This is a genomic window from Epilithonimonas sp. KH_059 (assembly GCF_057838485.1).
Genome location: NZ_CM174468.1, coordinates 1,033,669 through 1,049,196, shown reverse-complemented (window position 1 = coordinate 1,049,196; position 15,528 = coordinate 1,033,669). Strand labels below are relative to the sequence as shown.

General features: G+C 35.7%; 15 protein-coding genes. 10 read left to right on the top strand and 5 right to left on the bottom strand.

Annotated elements, in window-relative coordinates:
• The first annotated feature begins 136 nt into the window (after positions 1-136).
• The 4 genes from glyA to rimO all read left to right on the top strand — a co-directional run bounded on the left by glyA (position 137) and on the right by rimO (position 4,400).
• Positions 137-1,408: a serine hydroxymethyltransferase gene (gene glyA / locus AC3IRX_RS04875; protein ID WP_489211350.1), complete on the top strand. Its 1,272-nt coding sequence runs from the start codon at positions 137-139 to the stop codon at positions 1,406-1,408.
• Positions 1,409-1,512: 104 nt separating this feature from the next.
• Positions 1,513-1,977 (top strand): regulatory protein RecX, encoded by a 465-nt coding sequence (locus tag AC3IRX_RS04870; RefSeq protein ID WP_489211349.1) that lies wholly within the window; start codon positions 1,513-1,515, stop codon positions 1,975-1,977.
• A 120-nt stretch (positions 1,978-2,097) separates the two neighbouring features.
• Positions 2,098-2,835, top strand: coding sequence for a YoaK family protein (locus AC3IRX_RS04865; protein ID WP_489211347.1), 738 nt, complete (start codon positions 2,098-2,100; stop codon positions 2,833-2,835).
• A 263-nt stretch (positions 2,836-3,098) separates the two neighbouring features.
• Positions 3,099-4,400 (top strand): 30S ribosomal protein S12 methylthiotransferase RimO, encoded by a 1,302-nt coding sequence (rimO, locus tag AC3IRX_RS04860; RefSeq protein WP_489211346.1) that lies wholly within the window; start codon positions 3,099-3,101, stop codon positions 4,398-4,400.
• A gap of 152 nt (positions 4,401-4,552) precedes the next feature.
• Here rimO and AC3IRX_RS04855 read toward each other — a convergent pair whose 3' ends face one another.
• Positions 4,553-4,819 carry a helix-turn-helix domain-containing protein gene (locus AC3IRX_RS04855; RefSeq protein ID WP_489211345.1) on the bottom strand — a complete coding sequence of 89 codons (267 nt, stop codon included), beginning with the start codon at positions 4,817-4,819 and terminating at the stop codon, positions 4,553-4,555.
• A gap of 351 nt (positions 4,820-5,170) precedes the next feature.
• The gene (locus AC3IRX_RS04850) at positions 5,171-6,361 is read right to left on the bottom strand and encodes an ATP-binding protein (protein WP_489211344.1); all 1,191 of its coding nucleotides are present in this window, start codon (positions 6,359-6,361) and stop codon (positions 5,171-5,173) included.
• 415 nt (positions 6,362-6,776) lie between these two features.
• Here AC3IRX_RS04850 and AC3IRX_RS04845 point away from each other — a divergent pair, with 415 nt between their 5' ends.
• Both AC3IRX_RS04845 and AC3IRX_RS04840 read left to right on the top strand, forming a co-directional pair.
• The gene (locus AC3IRX_RS04845; protein ID WP_489211342.1) at positions 6,777-7,184 is read left to right on the top strand and encodes a hypothetical protein; all 408 of its coding nucleotides are present in this window, start codon (positions 6,777-6,779) and stop codon (positions 7,182-7,184) included.
• 163 nt (positions 7,185-7,347) lie between these two features.
• Positions 7,348-7,926 carry a TlpA family protein disulfide reductase gene (locus AC3IRX_RS04840; protein WP_489211341.1) on the top strand — a complete coding sequence of 193 codons (579 nt, stop codon included), beginning with the start codon at positions 7,348-7,350 and terminating at the stop codon, positions 7,924-7,926.
• A 71-nt stretch (positions 7,927-7,997) separates the two neighbouring features.
• Here AC3IRX_RS04840 and AC3IRX_RS04835 read toward each other — a convergent pair whose 3' ends face one another.
• The 3 genes from AC3IRX_RS04835 to AC3IRX_RS04825 all read right to left on the bottom strand — a co-directional run bounded on the left by AC3IRX_RS04835 (position 7,998) and on the right by AC3IRX_RS04825 (position 12,123).
• Complete coding sequence (locus AC3IRX_RS04835; protein ID WP_489208805.1) at positions 7,998-9,200, bottom strand: IS256 family transposase; 1,203 nt, start codon at positions 9,198-9,200, stop codon at positions 7,998-8,000.
• Positions 9,201-9,505: 305 nt separating this feature from the next.
• Complete coding sequence (locus AC3IRX_RS04830) at positions 9,506-10,345, bottom strand: tyrosine-type recombinase/integrase (protein ID WP_489211340.1); 840 nt, start codon at positions 10,343-10,345, stop codon at positions 9,506-9,508.
• Positions 10,346-10,548: 203 nt separating this feature from the next.
• The gene (locus AC3IRX_RS04825; RefSeq protein ID WP_489211339.1) at positions 10,549-12,123 is read right to left on the bottom strand and encodes a SulP family inorganic anion transporter; all 1,575 of its coding nucleotides are present in this window, start codon (positions 12,121-12,123) and stop codon (positions 10,549-10,551) included.
• 385 nt (positions 12,124-12,508) lie between these two features.
• On the opposite strand from AC3IRX_RS04825, the gene AC3IRX_RS04820 reads away from it, so the two are divergent.
• The 4 genes from AC3IRX_RS04820 (at position 12,509) to AC3IRX_RS04805 (ending at position 15,236) form a co-directional block, all read left to right on the top strand.
• Complete coding sequence (locus AC3IRX_RS04820; RefSeq protein ID WP_489211338.1) at positions 12,509-12,919, top strand: hypothetical protein; 411 nt, start codon at positions 12,509-12,511, stop codon at positions 12,917-12,919.
• A 127-nt stretch (positions 12,920-13,046) separates the two neighbouring features.
• Positions 13,047-13,532 carry a hypothetical protein gene (locus tag AC3IRX_RS04815; protein WP_489211337.1) on the top strand — a complete coding sequence of 162 codons (486 nt, stop codon included), beginning with the start codon at positions 13,047-13,049 and terminating at the stop codon, positions 13,530-13,532.
• Between the two features lie 156 nt (positions 13,533-13,688).
• On the top strand, positions 13,689-14,228 hold the full coding sequence (locus tag AC3IRX_RS04810) for a GNAT family N-acetyltransferase (RefSeq protein WP_489211336.1): 540 nt from the start codon (positions 13,689-13,691) through the stop codon (positions 14,226-14,228).
• 234 nt (positions 14,229-14,462) lie between these two features.
• Entirely contained in the window at positions 14,463-15,236 is a 774-nt protein-coding gene (locus tag AC3IRX_RS04805) for a hypothetical protein (protein WP_489211335.1), read from the top strand.
• The last annotated feature ends 292 nt before the right edge of the window (positions 15,237-15,528 follow it).

Below are 15,528 nucleotides of genomic sequence, written 5' to 3'. Positions count from 1 at the left end.
TATAAGGCTTATTCAAAACTGATAAACATTAGGTATAGATTGTGGAAAAAGGTCGCTTTATAATCTTTATTTTCCGTAAATTTGGAACGCTTTGAATAAAGGGCGTTAGATTTAATAATTTCAAATTTTATATAATATGAGCAGCAGTGTGATTTTCGATTTGATTGAGAAGGAGAGAGCGCGTCAAACCCATGGGATTGAACTAATCGCTTCCGAGAACTTTGTTTCGGACGATGTAATGAAAGCAATGGGAAGTGTTTTAACCAACAAGTATGCGGAAGGATATCCGGGAAGACGTTACTATGGTGGATGTGAAGTCGTCGATGAGATTGAGACTTTAGCAATCGAAAGAGCAAAACAGCTTTTTGGAGTGGAATATGCCAACGTGCAACCGCATTCTGGATCGCAGGCTAACGCAGCGATCTACCTTTCTATTCTAAAGCCAGGGGATAAGATTCTAGGATTAGATCTCTCTATGGGAGGGCACTTAACTCACGGGTCCCTCGTAAACTTCTCAGGTATTCAGTACGAAGCTCATTTTTACGGTGTAGAAAGAGAAACTGGAAGGATCGATTACAACAACGTAAGAGAGAAAGCCTTAGAAGTAAGACCGAAAATGATCATTGCAGGGTATTCTGCTTATTCAAGAGATATTGATTTTGCTAAATTCAGAGAGATTGCAGACGAAGTAGGAGCTACCCTTTGGGCGGACATTGCTCACCCTGCAGGACTGATTGCAAAAGGACATCTTTCTTCTCCTTTCCCTCATTGCCACGTAGTAACTACTACAACGCATAAAACGTTAAGAGGACCAAGAGGAGGTCTTATTATGCTAGGAAAAGACTACGAAAACACTTACGGACACAAAACACCAAAAGGAGTTACGAAAATGATGTCTGCCGTGTTAGACTCTGCTGTATTCCCAGGAATTCAAGGAGGTCCATTAGAGCACGTAATTGCTGGAAAAGCAGTTGCTTTTGGAGAAGCTCTAGATGATAAATTTACCACCTATACAAGCCAAGTGATTAAGAACGCGCAAGCGATGGCAAAATCCTTAGTGGATAGAGGCTTTGATATTGTAAGTGGAGGTACAGACAACCATTTAATGCTAGTGGATCTGCGTAATAAAAACGTAAACGGGAAAGAAACCGAAAATGCCCTTGTAAAAGCAGACATCACATGTAACAAGAACATGGTTCCTTACGATGACAAGAGCGCCTTTACGACTTCAGGAATTCGTTTAGGAACTGCGGCGATTACCACTCGTGGAATGAAAGAAAACGATATGGATACCATTGCAGAATTAATTCTAAATGTGGTTGAAAATATAGAGAACGAAGCGGTTTTAGAAGACGTTCGTAAAAAAGTAAATAGTATGATGGATGGCCTTCCGCTATTCTCTTACTAACTTCATGATTTGTTATTAATTAATTTCTTTTTAGCGCGCCTTTTAGGCGCGCTAGAGGGTTAAAGACGCATCCTACTTTCACTATCTTTACTCTAGAAAATTCTATGGAGAAAAAGCTATTCACTTTTGAGGAGATTAAACAGAAACTGGTAAACTACTGTGTATACCAGGATCGCTGCCATTACGAAGTGGAGCAGAAAATGAGAGACTACGTTCTTATTCCTGAGGCGAAAGACGAGATCCTTTTATATTTGATGAAGGAAGATTTTCTGAACGAGGAGCGCTTCGTGAGAAGTTATATTAGAGGTAAGTTCTACATGAAAAGCTGGGGAAAAAATAAGATTCGTCAACATTTGAAACAAAAGCAGATTTCCGAGAAACTAATCTCAAGCTGCCTGGATGAAATCGATCCAGAGGATTATATAAAGACTCTTGAGAAAATTTACGCTCAGTATTACGAGAAACAGAAAGGCTTGAAAGAGTACGCAAAGAGAGTCAAAACGATTCGTTATCTTCTTACTCGAGGATTCGAGTATGAACTGATTTCTGAAATCAGTTCTGCTGAGTAATGCTATCGATTGCGATTATCCCTCGCTACTGACTTTGGTTATTCTGCAATAAGAATAGCAAAAGATGATCTTCATATCGTCAAAAGTGAGTACGAAATCAAATTAGTTGTAGTTGCAAATATGTTTAGACACACCGGTAACAAAAGAACCTTTTCCCATAATCTGCAATTAGCCTCCCTACTTTCAGGGGTGGCTGGAATTGTGAACATTACGGGGATATTAGCTTTAGGAGTATTGACCACCAATGTGACGGGGCATTTTGCGTTCTTTTCGGAAGATTTGGTGGGGGGACGGATTGTAGCGGCATTCGCATTTCTAGTTTACATTGTGATGTTTCTTTTAGGAGCTTTTGTTTCCAGTCTCTTACTTGAAATAGGCGCGGCAAAAGGAGATAAGGGTTCCTATCTAATTCCAATCTCCATTGAAATTATTCTTCTTGTTCTAGTGAGTTTTGCGCCCCAATTTTTAGACCGAACAGACTTTGTGCTCACAATTTTCACTCCTTCTGTGCTGTTATTTGTAATGGGACTTCAAAATGCATTAGTCACGCGTGTTTCTCAGTCTGTTGTTAGAACCACCCACTTAACCGGTCTTTTTACAGATTTAGGAATTGAGCTGTCTCAGATTCTGTTTTACCGAAAAGAGAGACAACAGAAACAACTTAGGAAGAATATCTACTTAAAGCTAGCCATTATTGCCTTCTTCTTTTTAGGCGGAATTGGGGGAGGACTTTTATATCCTTATTTTGGACTAAGAACTCTTTTAGTATCTGCTGCTTTACTCCTCTTTGCGCTTTATTATGACCGAATTTTGCAGAGATACCACGATGTCCGTCGTCATTTTCAAAGACCTGAATAAAGAGAATTTGAAAGTATCTTTTGTCGATCATTATTTCGACAACTAATTCCTTAGCCTAAAAAAGCCGTACCTTATCCCACTATCCATTCAAATAGTTGATATAGAATAATGCTTGATGGGAGTGGGTCTTACTAGGCTAAGAGAATATTTAATGGATAGAAAATCAAATATTTATCAAAACTCAAAGTAATTAATTATTTTGTAAATTTGCACCCTTAAATTCTAGGTCGGAAGTGTAAACCTAATTAATCTGCAGAAGTCATATGAGAACTAAATCTATCGGGAAAAAGAAAATTAACATCGTCACTTTAGGGTGCTCGAAGAACGTAGTAGACTCCGAAGTACTGATGGGACAGCTTCAAGCGAGCGGAAAAGAGGTGGTTCATGAAGATCGAGGGGATATTGTTGTTATCAACACCTGTGGATTTATTGACAATGCAAAACAAGAAAGTATTGATACAATTCTTGATTTTGTAGAGGCTAAGAATCGAGGGGAGGTGGAAAAAGTATTTGTGACAGGATGTTTGTCTGAACGTTACAAGCCGGATTTGGAAAGAGAAATACCAGATGTAGATCAGTACTTTGGTACAAGAGAACTTCCACAACTATTAAAACAGTTAGGCGCAGACTACAAGCATGAACTTGTAGGAGAGCGTTTAACCACAACGCCTAAGCATTTTGCCTATTTGAAGATTTCAGAAGGGTGTGATCGTCCTTGTTCTTTCTGTGCAATCCCCTTAATGAGAGGTGGACATCAATCCAAGACGATTGAAGATCTAGTGAAAGAAGCACAAGGCCTAGCCAAAAAAGGCACGAAAGAACTTATCTTGATTGCGCAAGATTTGACTTACTATGGTCTTGATATCTATAAACGAAGAGCGCTAGCGGATCTATTAAAAGAATTGGTAAAAGTTGAGGGAATCGAGTGGATTCGATTGCATTATGCATTTCCAAGTGGATTCCCAGAAGATGTACTTGAGGTGATTAAAAACGAGCCGAAAGTATGTAACTATATTGACATTCCTCTTCAACATATAAATTCCGAATTATTAAAATCCATGAAGCGTGGAACCACGCATGAAAAGACGGATGCTCTATTAGCCAAGTTTAGAGAACTTGTTCCGGATATGGCAATTCGTACGACTTTAATCGTGGGTTATCCAGGAGAAACGCAGGAGCGTTTTGAAGAGATGAAAGAGTGGGTTAAATACCAACGATTTGATCGTCTAGGATGCTTTACTTATTCTCACGAAGAAAATACATCCGCTTACCAATTAGAGGACGATGTGCCTCAAGAAGTAAAAGACCAAAGAGTAGAAGAAATCATGGTACTGCAAAGCCAAATCTCTTGGGAGAAGAACCAAGAAAAGATTGGACAGACCTTCAAAGTCTTATTTGACCGAAAAGAAGGAGAGTACTTTGTGGGACGTACCGAGTTTGATTCCCCAGATGTAGATAATACGGTTCTTGTTTCTGCAAAAGATACTTATGTATCCGTAGGAGATTTTGCAAACGTGAAAATTACTTCTGCTGAAGAATTTGATCTTTACGGAGAACTGGTATAAGCGTCTAGTTTATAAAAGATGGAAATGACGGCGCCCAGCGCCGTCATTTTAGTTTTATTTAAATTACTATGGAACGTTTTATTGGATGTTTGTAAGATATAAGGGAGCGATTTTTATGTTCTTGTACCTCGTTTTTTTACCGACTTTTGCTTTTATTTTAATACGTCATCAATAGATTTAAAATTTTGCGACTTCGGTTTCAACGCATCTACCATTTCTTCTAATCCGCCCACAACAGAAAGCAATTTTAAAAATGATTCCAAAGAGATTAAGCCTCTTTGCTCAAATTTCCTTAATGTGGGTAGAGGAACACCTGACCTTTGTGCGAGACCTTCCTGTGTAAGGTCCATTTGCAAACGTTTTGCACGGACATTATCAGCTAGGTTTCTTTGTGTTTTTGCTAGAGAAATAAATAACATTTTGGTATCACTTATTATGGTTTAATTGCTTTAATTGATATTATAGTATTACAGATGTACGGAATTTGTCATTAGTATCGGCGTGTGATTCAAGCTAATTTTGATACCAGCTCAATTGTTTTGTTGATCTTAGGTTTGAGAAAAATATGCATCTTAACTGAATGCGAAAGTATATCGAGTGACGGACGATGCTGAGAAAAACGCAGTAAGACGACCAACAGCGTCATCTTATTGTCTTGTGCTTTTTACCCCAAAAAATTCTATCGTGTGCGAAGGTTAAAATCAAATTGTTGATACAAGCCAAGACCCGGAGGTTTTCATTGGTTTGTAAGCAGATGAGACGATATTGTCCTAATACATGAAACCAAAAAGCCAAACCGGAATAATTGTATCAAATCCGATTTCAATTCCGTCTTTCGCTACATAAGCATTTTCGATATTTGCGATTTGCTTTTTGGATTTATTTTTTCCGCCGATTTCAAAAGTATAAGTTTTGTCTATCTTAAAATCGGCAGTTTCTGAGCGGTTTATTTCGTGTAAATGTTTAAATTGATTTAAGAAAAATGTTTCACGAACGTTCCCTATATTCGTTTTTTCCTTTGCCAACGCATACATTAAGTTACTGTTGTTCAGATATAGTTTTTCAGGCTTGGTCAATACACCAATGCCGGAGGCATCTTGGTATAGTTCACTGACCAACCCGGCACGTTCCAAAATTTTAAGGCTTTGCACTAGTGTATTTCGAGAAATGCCTACTTTTTCGCTCAATTTCGTAATATTGGGTGTGAATGGCGCGCTTGAAGCAACCGTAATGAGTAATTTTTTCAGTTTTACCAGAGTGTCATATTGTAAATCTTCGGTCGCATTGATGTCTATTTCTATAATGAGGTTAATCGTATTTTGCAATTTCTGTATATAAAGAACTTCATTCTCTTTGTAGTACGGATACACCCCTATCTTTAGATATTTTTCAAACAAGGGCAAAGGTTTTATTTCATGTATGAGTTCAGTCGCAATGGTGTTGTGGTTTTTCAAAATTTCTGTAAACGAATAGACAGGAAGTATTTTTTTAGTTTCAAACATGATAAATTCTCTAAAAGATAATTCTTTAAGATAATATGCGACTGCTCTTCGGCTTAAATCGGATTCAGATTTGTATATTTCGAGCGCCGAAGAGGATGTAAAGATTACATTGAGTTCAGGGAAGTTGTCGTAAATCAGTTTTATTTCTCTTGACCAATTGGGATATTTGTGAACTTCATCAAGCAAAAGGTATGTTCCACCGAATTGAACAAATTGTTTCGCTAATTCATACAGCTTGCGATCAAAGAAAAAGATATGGTCTAAACTTACATACAACGTGGATTGCAAAGGAAGATGCAACTTTGCAATTTGTAAAAGGAGTGTGGTTTTACCTGCACCTCTTGCCCCTTTTACCGCAATCAAACGGTTGTTCAAATCTATTTGATAAACAAGATATCGCTGTATATCTAGTGATATACGTGCTAGTTTTGATTGAAATTCTAATAATAAATCTTCCATAATTGCTCTTCATAAAAAGCAAATATAGTTATTTTTTGTTAAATGTAATAAGCAAATAATCAGTTATTTTGCTTTTAGCAGGAAGCATTATTGCGAAATAGGATGCGAGATCTACTGCTGTTAACCGCTTATGATAGGTTACGTGAAATTTTGACGCGCTAGTTTAACAATACATAAAAAGCTATCGATTGTAGTGGTAGATTTAGATTATCAGTTGACAGAGATGGTCGATGGATTGAGCGCAGAATTTTTTATAAAAATCCAAATCCTTCATGTGATCAGCATGGGTGAAAAATTGTGAATTTGTTCAATCTTGACGTAATCCAATATTCAAGAGCTCTTTTTATATGTTAAAAACGTTTAATCTTTCACGCTCGATTTGTCTTTAGAGAGATATAGCCGTAGTTTTGCCCTCATGATTTACAAAACGGTGATTTCAAATTATCCGAATAAGCCTTTACTAGCGCTTTTCGCAGTACTGCTTCTTCTATTTTCCCCTTGCCCGATGAAAGCAAGCGTGAAAATGTGGACAGGAGAAACACCGCCTGTACAGTCTACTTTTTCTAAAAATCCGTCAGCAGCTCCGTACTCTAATTTCCAAGCGTGCAACCAAAGTACTCAATTAAGTGTTGAGAATAGCTCTAAAGTAAGCCTTGAACAAGTAAAGATTCTACCTGTCACAGGTTCCACCTTTTGTGGAAATACAGCATTTTCATTTTTGAAAGATGGGTCTGTACAGACCAAATACCGAAGTACAAATGGGTTTAATGACCAAGTTCCGTTATTTCTTAAGTACCAAAAGCTGCTGTTAGCCTTTGGTTAAGAGGCATTTCTAGGGAGTATAGGTAGCGCTATTTCACTGCGGATAGACTCTGTGCTCTGTCCCTCTTTTCACACTAACTTTTCAAAATATTCACCCTATATGCAAAGGGTGCAATACTCATTTAATTGGCCTTTAAAATCGGCTCTACAATTCAAACAAAAAAATGAACAATATTATACGAAATTTCACAAGTGTACTTTTTTTACTTTTTTCTATTTTCACTTTAGCTCAAACAACGAATTCAAGTTCTGCCGTGGATTCTACTAATTCCGAATCATCGACAAACGGGACGTCGGATTCGGCAGAAGCAGATTCCGTCGCTTACGTGACACCAGACTTAAAGTTTGTGGATTCAAAGCAGACTATAAGTTCCCTTCGGGGTCTTAAGGGAAAAGTAGTCTTTATTAACTTATGGGCAACCTGGTGCGGACCTTGTCTCGTTGAAATGCCTACCATTTATAAACTAAGACAAACCTTCAAAGATCGAGAGGATTTAGTATTTTTAATGGTGGATGTAGATGGAAAGCTTGATAAAGCAAAACAGTGGATGGAGAAGAAAGAAATTGATCTTCCGGTCTACGGAATGGCAAGTCAAATTCCCCTTGAACTGTTTTCAGGTTCGATTCCGACTACCTTTATTGTTGACAAACAAGGGCGTTTTGTAGGAAGACAGGTAGGCGCTGCAAATTATATGGATCCAGTGCTTATTAAGCTTTTAGATGAACTCTTAGAAGAAGAGTAATTTTAGCAATTTCTACCAAAATATGACACTATCCCAAAAAGTGTGTAAGTTGAAAAGTATTGGCTTGAGATTTATAATTTAAGCCTATCTTCAAATATAAGCATAAATTGATTGAGTACGATACCCCAATCTCTAATAGGCATTGTCCATTTTTTTGTTGCTTCTCTTAAGGCGAGGAAAACTGACTTTAAAACTGCATCATCCGTAGGAAAGGACATTTTATTTTTGGTGTATTTTCTTATTTTTCCATTGAGATTTTCGATTAAATTTGTGGTGTAAATGATTTTTCGGATTTCAACAGGGAATTCAAAAAACACGGTTAATTCATCCCAATTATCTCTCCAGGACTTAATTGCATAGGAATATTTAGATTCCCATTTTTCTGCAAAATCATTTAAAGCGGCTTCTGCGGCTTGTTTTGTGGGTGCGTTGTAGATATGTTTCATATCGGAAGTAAAGGCTTTCCTGTCCTTCCAAACCACATATTTGCAAGCATTTCTAATTTGATGAACTACGCAAATTTGAGTTTGCGATTGGGGGAACACACTGCGAATAGTCTGGGTGAATCCATTAAGGTTATCCGTTGCAGTGATAAGTATGTCTTCCACGCCACGTGCTTTCATATCGGTTAACACGCTCATCCAAAAACTGGAGCTTTCACTCTTCCCTAGCCACATTCCTAGAACTTCTTTCTTTCCGTCACGTCGCAGACCCACAGCAAGATAGATGGTTTTATTGATGACTTTAGAGTTCTCACGAACTTTAAAAACGATTCCATCCATCCAAACAATAAGGTATAAATCCTCTAAAGGTCGATTTTGCCAAGCGACAATTTCACTGGAAACAGCATTGGTGATCCTGGAGATTGTTGAGGTTGAGACATCAAAATCATACATGTCCTTGATTTGTTCTTCAATATCACTCACACTCATTCCTTTGGCGTAAAATGATATTATAATATTTTCTAAACCATCAATAATATTGTGCCTTTTGGGAACTATCATCGGCTCAAAAGTACTTTGTCGATCACGCGGAACTTTAATTTCATCTTCGCCAAAAGAGGTTTTTATCTTCTTACTCTGATGACCATTGCGATAGTTGCCGTCTTTCGTTTTCTGATGTTTATTAGTATCTAGATGGTCATCTAGTTCTGCTTCGAGCATATGTTCTACGGCTCGTTTGTGCATTGTTTTGAAGAACGAGGTAAGATCTTCGCTGTTCTTGAAGGATTTGTAAAAATCCTTGTTGTTTAATAATTCTTCTTTGTCAATCATAACTGTATAAAGTTTAAAAATAGTAAAAAGTTATTTCCGAAAAAGTTTTGAGTTTTTAAGGACTCAAAATTTTTCAGAATAACTTTTCAACTTACACAGTTAGTGAAACACTACCCAAAATATGTTGGAAACCTTTATTTAGACTGCGTTCCCGCCTTATTTTATAGTTGAAATTAAGTAACTTTCTTTCGGGGAAAGTTGGGAGGTTCCCTCTTTCTCCGCAATAAACACTGGTAATTAATCAGTTAAAAGATAAACACCCAATTTTACACCCAAAAATGTAAAGTTGGGTTTTTTATTTTAGGTTATAAAAAATCTAATGGACTTGGTGTCGATTTCTTATCTACATCTGTAATATGAGTGTAAATCATGGTTGTTCTAATATCACTATGTCCTAATAATTCTTGTACAACCCGAATGTCAATTCCGCTTTTTATTAAATGTGTGGCGTATGAATGACGCAAAGTATGCACACTGCCTTTTGTTGCAATATTGGCTTTTTTCATTGACTTTTTCAAAACTAACTGAACACTTCTTTCGCTGTATTGCTCATCATTAGTTCCTTCAAATAAAAATATTTTGGGTTTATATTCAATATAATATTCTCGCAACAAACTTAATAACTTATCAGGTAAAGCTACTAACCTATCTTTATTCCCTTTGCTTTGCTGTATTAACAGTAAATTACTGTCGGATTTTACATCGGTTAGTCTAAGATTTATTAACTCACTTAAGCGCAATCCACAACTGTAAATAGTGGTGAGAATTGCTTTATGCTTTAAATTATCTGTAGCATTTAATATTTTTCTCACTTCTTCTTGAGAAAAGAAAGTAGGCAGTTGGGTTGATTTTCGTTTAGGATATAAATAATTTAACTCTATCGATTGATTATTGACCAACTCATAAATTTTCTTAATTGCCCCAACTAAAGAGCGTTGATAAGATGCACTAATATTGTCTTGAAATACTTTTTCATTAATAAAACCCTCTATTTCAGCAATAGGTATTTCGTTGAGCGTACGATATTTATTCATATACTCTAAGAATATTTGTGCATAACCACAATACGATTTTATGGTATTATTGGCATAGCGTTGCACTTGCAATCGGTCGTGTAAGGTTTTTAATATTGTTTCGCTATCCATACTTAAATAATTCTAATTTAACCTATTTTGTTTCGCTATCCACAAAAAATAACTTACTAAGTATCTAATTTACAAAAAATTAATTATATTAGCAATAGATTTTACGAAATGCGCATATAGGTGTTATTTTACGAAACTACACCGTGTTTTGTTTCGTAAAAAAACAATGTTACCCACAAGCTGAAAAAAACGACCAGCATCTATTAAACCTTATCGACTACAACTTTGTAATTCGGGTCTTCTATGACATTGACATCAATGATTTTATCGGCATTTTGAAGTAACTTTTGACAGTCAGCACTCAAATGGCGTAAATGGACTTTCTTGCCGACTTTTAAATAGCGTTCTGTAATTTTATTAAGAGCTTCTATTGCCGACATATCGACTACCCGACTTTCTTTAAAATCAATAATAACTTCATCAGGGTCGTTTAGAATATCAAACTTTTCATTAAAAGCAGTTACAGAACCAAAAAATAATGGACCATAGATTTCATAATGTTTAACTCCTTGCTCGTCAATGGACTTTCTTGCTCGAATACGCTTCGCATTATCCCAAGCAAAAACTAAAGCTGCAATTATAACACCCACAATAACTGCTAAAGCCAAATTATGCAGGAATACAGTAACAAGTGTTACAACCACCATAACGAAAATATCAGATTTAGGCATTTTATTAAAAGTCTTCAAACTTGCCCACTCAAAAGTTCCGATTGCGACCATAATCATCAAACCTGTAAGAGCTGCCATTGGTAATTGCTCAATTAAACCAGCACCGAACATTACAAATAGTAAGAGTGCCACAGCAGCCACAATTCCCGAAAGCCTTGCTCTCGCCCCATTGGAAACATTAATCAAGCTTTGCCCCAACATTGCACAACCACCCATTCCAGAAAAGAAACCTGAAAAAATATTTGCAGCACCTTGAGCCACCGCTTCTTTGTTTCCTCTACCACGAGTTTCGGTAATTTCATCAATAATATTGAGCGTTAGCAAACTCTCAATCAAACCGATACCAGCTACAATTGCCGCATATGGGAATATCAAAGCCAATGTTTCAAAGTTGAAAGGAACACTTGGAATGTGAAATGGCGGAAAACCACCTTGGATAGATGCAATATCACCTACGGTTTTTGTGTCAATTCCAAAACCTACCACAATTCCAAAAACAGCCAAAATAGCAACTAATGAAGCAGGAATAACTTTAGTAAGTTTTGGTAAACCCCATATAATGAGCATTGTTAACAAGACCAAGCCAAGAATAATGTACAACGACTGACCGGTTAACCAATTTCCTGATGCGTCCTTAAATTGGTCGAGTTGCGACATAAATATGATGACTGCCAAACCATTGACAAATCCGAAAATTACAGGATGTGGAACTAATCGCATTAACTTACCCAATTTGAATACACCTGCCAGAACTTGAATAATACCTGCCAAGACTACAGTTGCAAATATATATTCGGGTCCGTGAGAAATTGCCAAAGCGACAATGACAACAGCAACTGCACCAGTAGCACCTGAAATCATTCCAGGTCGTCCACCAAAAATAGACGTGATTAATCCAACTACGAAAGATGCATAAAGACCTGTAAGCGGAGATAATCCTGCAATTAAAGCAAAAGCAACAGCTTCAGGTATTAAAGCCAAAGCTACTGTTAAGCCCGATAAAATCTCTGTTTTGGCACTTTTTTCAGAATTTTTACTAAATAAGTTAATTACTTTTTTATATTCTTGTTTTGATTTTTGACGATAAAGTCGTGCGTATTTATTCATTAATATTTTTTGTTAAAAAGCGAGTCCACTTGGCAGTAATACCAATGACGTCCGTTTGATTAAATAGATTTTAGTAAGTTTACCTCTAAAAGAGGGCGGAGAAAAAAAGCACTAAATTTCAGGGCGGAGTAACCGCAGGAAGATTGAAATTAAATATTGAAATTGTATTTGCCATTTTTGAAGTCGCAAAGTTAATAAAAATTCTGACTTAAAAATAATAAAAAAGCCTGTGGGTAACAATGTATATAAAAAATAGGCGAAACAGTAATAAATTCAAGTCTTTTGGCTTGTATCTAATTCTGTGCTTAACTGAAAGTTTAATGCTTTGAAATCGCCTACTTTTCATATACAAACCGTTATCTGCAACCGTATAAAAACCATAGAAATGAATAAGATACATTTTAATCATTTAAATTTTAGAGATAATAAAGCACAATTTATTCTTTTAATTCTTGCCTTTATTCTTATAATTTTGAACTTTCTTGAATTTTGGACTTTTGAAAATCCTAAAATTGGAAAATTAATAAATATTGCAATATTCTTATTTCTTGCTTTTATTCATTCTAAAATTTTTTGGTACAAAAACTTTGTGCAATGGAACAAAAAAGGAATTATGATTAAACTAAATGAATTTTGGGGTAAAAATTTTCAATTTGAAGAAATTAGTAATTACAATATCCAAAATAATGAACTTATTATTTCAAAATATGATGGACAAAAAAAGGTTTTTAATTTACAAAATATTGAATCTGAAAGCATAAATAGGCTCGCTAACATTTTAAAAGCTAATACCTAAAAAACGTCTGCAGATAACATAGGTTTTGCAAAATTGCGACGCACGGTCCTTGGCTGAGTCCAGTCGCAACTTCGCAAAGCCTCTTCCCGTTGTACGCAATTTAGATAAAAGTGTCACCAAAAGAAAAATGAATATAAAATCGCTTATTTTTTTCTCCGCATTCGTTGTTTTTTCCTGTGGTAAAAAGCGAGATTTAATAACAAAACCTGACACTAATAATTATTGGGATGAACTAATTATTGAAACTAGATTTCAAAAACTAACGATTTCAAAATTTTCTGACTCCGCAGAGTTTGAAAATATCATATTCAGCAAGGAAGTTTATAATATTCCGCCTAAATATGAGATTGAAAAAACTGAATTACAAAAACTATTTTTTACTAAAGCAGAGAAAGACAGTTTATCCAAATTCATTTATCAAACTATAACTACTCCTAAATTTACGAATCGTCTTGCAACGGGTTATGTTGGGAACGTTAAATTAAGTTATAAAAAAGAAAATATGAATTTAACTTGTGAATATAAATCTGTGGGAGACTGGACAGAAGTATCTCAAAACACCCATAAAATTTTTACTATAATTAATTCAAAAATTCCAATATCACGACAATAAACTGCGTACAACAAAGTATTTCCATTAGCGGGGTTGAAGTTTACATCATAAAGACTTTCGCGAGTTGTTCTTTTCGTTATATTTACAAAAACCAGTTATAATAATCCCCGCCAACAGAAATACCAAAACGTTATCTGTAATTGCAAAAAAAACGCCGTGGATAAAACGAAATTTCCAGAATTAAGAACAGAAAGACTTATTCTAAACCAACCTAGAAATAGTGATTTAAAAAAAATTACTGAAATCCTGAATAGTGAAGTTTATTCAAAAAATACAGTAAATATACCTTCACCTTATACTGATAAAAGTGCCGAATTTTGGTTAAGATTATCAGAAGAAGGTTTTATTAATGAAAATCAATATGTTTTTGCAATTCGCTTGAAAAATAGTGAAGAAATTATTGGTGGAATTGATTTAGGAATTGACAAACGCTTTAACAAAGCAGAACTTGGTTACTGGATTGACCAAAGATTCTGGAATATAGGATATGCAACTGAATCTGTAAAAGCCGTAATTGATTTTGGTTTCAAAACTTTAAACTTAAAGAGAATTTTTGCTACCCATTTTGATTTTAATACTTCTTCGGGAAAAGTTATGCAAAATGCAGGTATGAAAAAAGAAGGCGTTTTGCTTTGTCATACTTGCAAAAATGGAGAGTATCAAAATCACGTTATTTACGGAATAATTAATGAATAAATAAATGCAACTACAGATAACACGGTATTTGCAAAAGGCGGGGCTGAATATATAAAACAACCACTCGATTCCTTTAGCCGCAGCTGCTTTTCATATTGTTTTTTTCCTTAATTTAGACAATCTGAAAAAGCATCTGCTCCGGTTGGTCGAAATTGAACTTTCAGTTAAATTTAGCCCGCCCTTCGCAAATACTTTTCCGTTAGTGGTGCATTTAAAAAGACATTCAGACAATAAATGAGATTTTCGATACCAATATTGACTTTTTTGTTGTTCCTCTGTGGACTATTAATCTTCTTCGGAACTTTATTGGCGACAGGAATTGGATTTTACACCCCTATCTTGACAGGTTCTGCTTTTATTGGTTTTGTCATTCTGCTATTTGACAAAAAACTTGGTCAGACAGTAATGCTATTTGTCTCGGCAGCTTGGCTTTTAAGATATTTTGAACACGCCAGCTATCTTATCCTCTATGACCCTAACAGTTCAGGGAGATGGTTTCTAACAATTATTCCGCTTTTGTTCGCACTACCAATTTTCGGACTGACTTTAAGGGAAAAGTTCAAACAGTTTGACAAGACATTTAAAAATTGGTATTGGGGACTTCTACCATTGACCTTTTTAGCAATTGGACTATTTTCATTCTTATACAAACCACACACGGACGAGTTCAATTGTTGGTATTACTTTGACGACAAAAGTGATGACTATAAAATATCATTTGCAATAACCCCTGACCATAAATTTGAAACTACAGCCAATTCGCCAGAACTAAAAGAAATCGTCATAAAGGAAGGACTGACATACGAAGGAAGAGATGGATATTATTGGCCTGAGACAAAAGTACGAGTAACAACACGTTTCAAAAAAATCATTGGGGTGAAAATATTAGGGTTTAGAAACTCAGAAATTGACAAAAAAGTACGACTTGAAAATCCCTTTGAAATTGATTTAGAAACAATTAAAGGAGACAAGTCAATATTAGAACCTGAATTCAATTTGGGAGACTAAAAATAAATGAATGAAAGAAAAACGCACCACAACATTGTATAAGCGTAATGCGGGCTGAACAGCTAAAAATGAGCATTTTTGCTCCTAAGAAACTTTGCGGTAGGCGGGCAGTGAATCGCTCCGAAATCCCGCACTACGCTTATACTTTACCGTTGTGCGTCACCCTAAAAACCCACCGCACATTTAGCACATTTGGTTTTTCCGACACTCAAAGCCAACGCTAAAAAACCAAAAGAGCTAAATCACCCACCGCTGACAAAGAAGAATTGTTAAAAACTATAATTAAGTATTT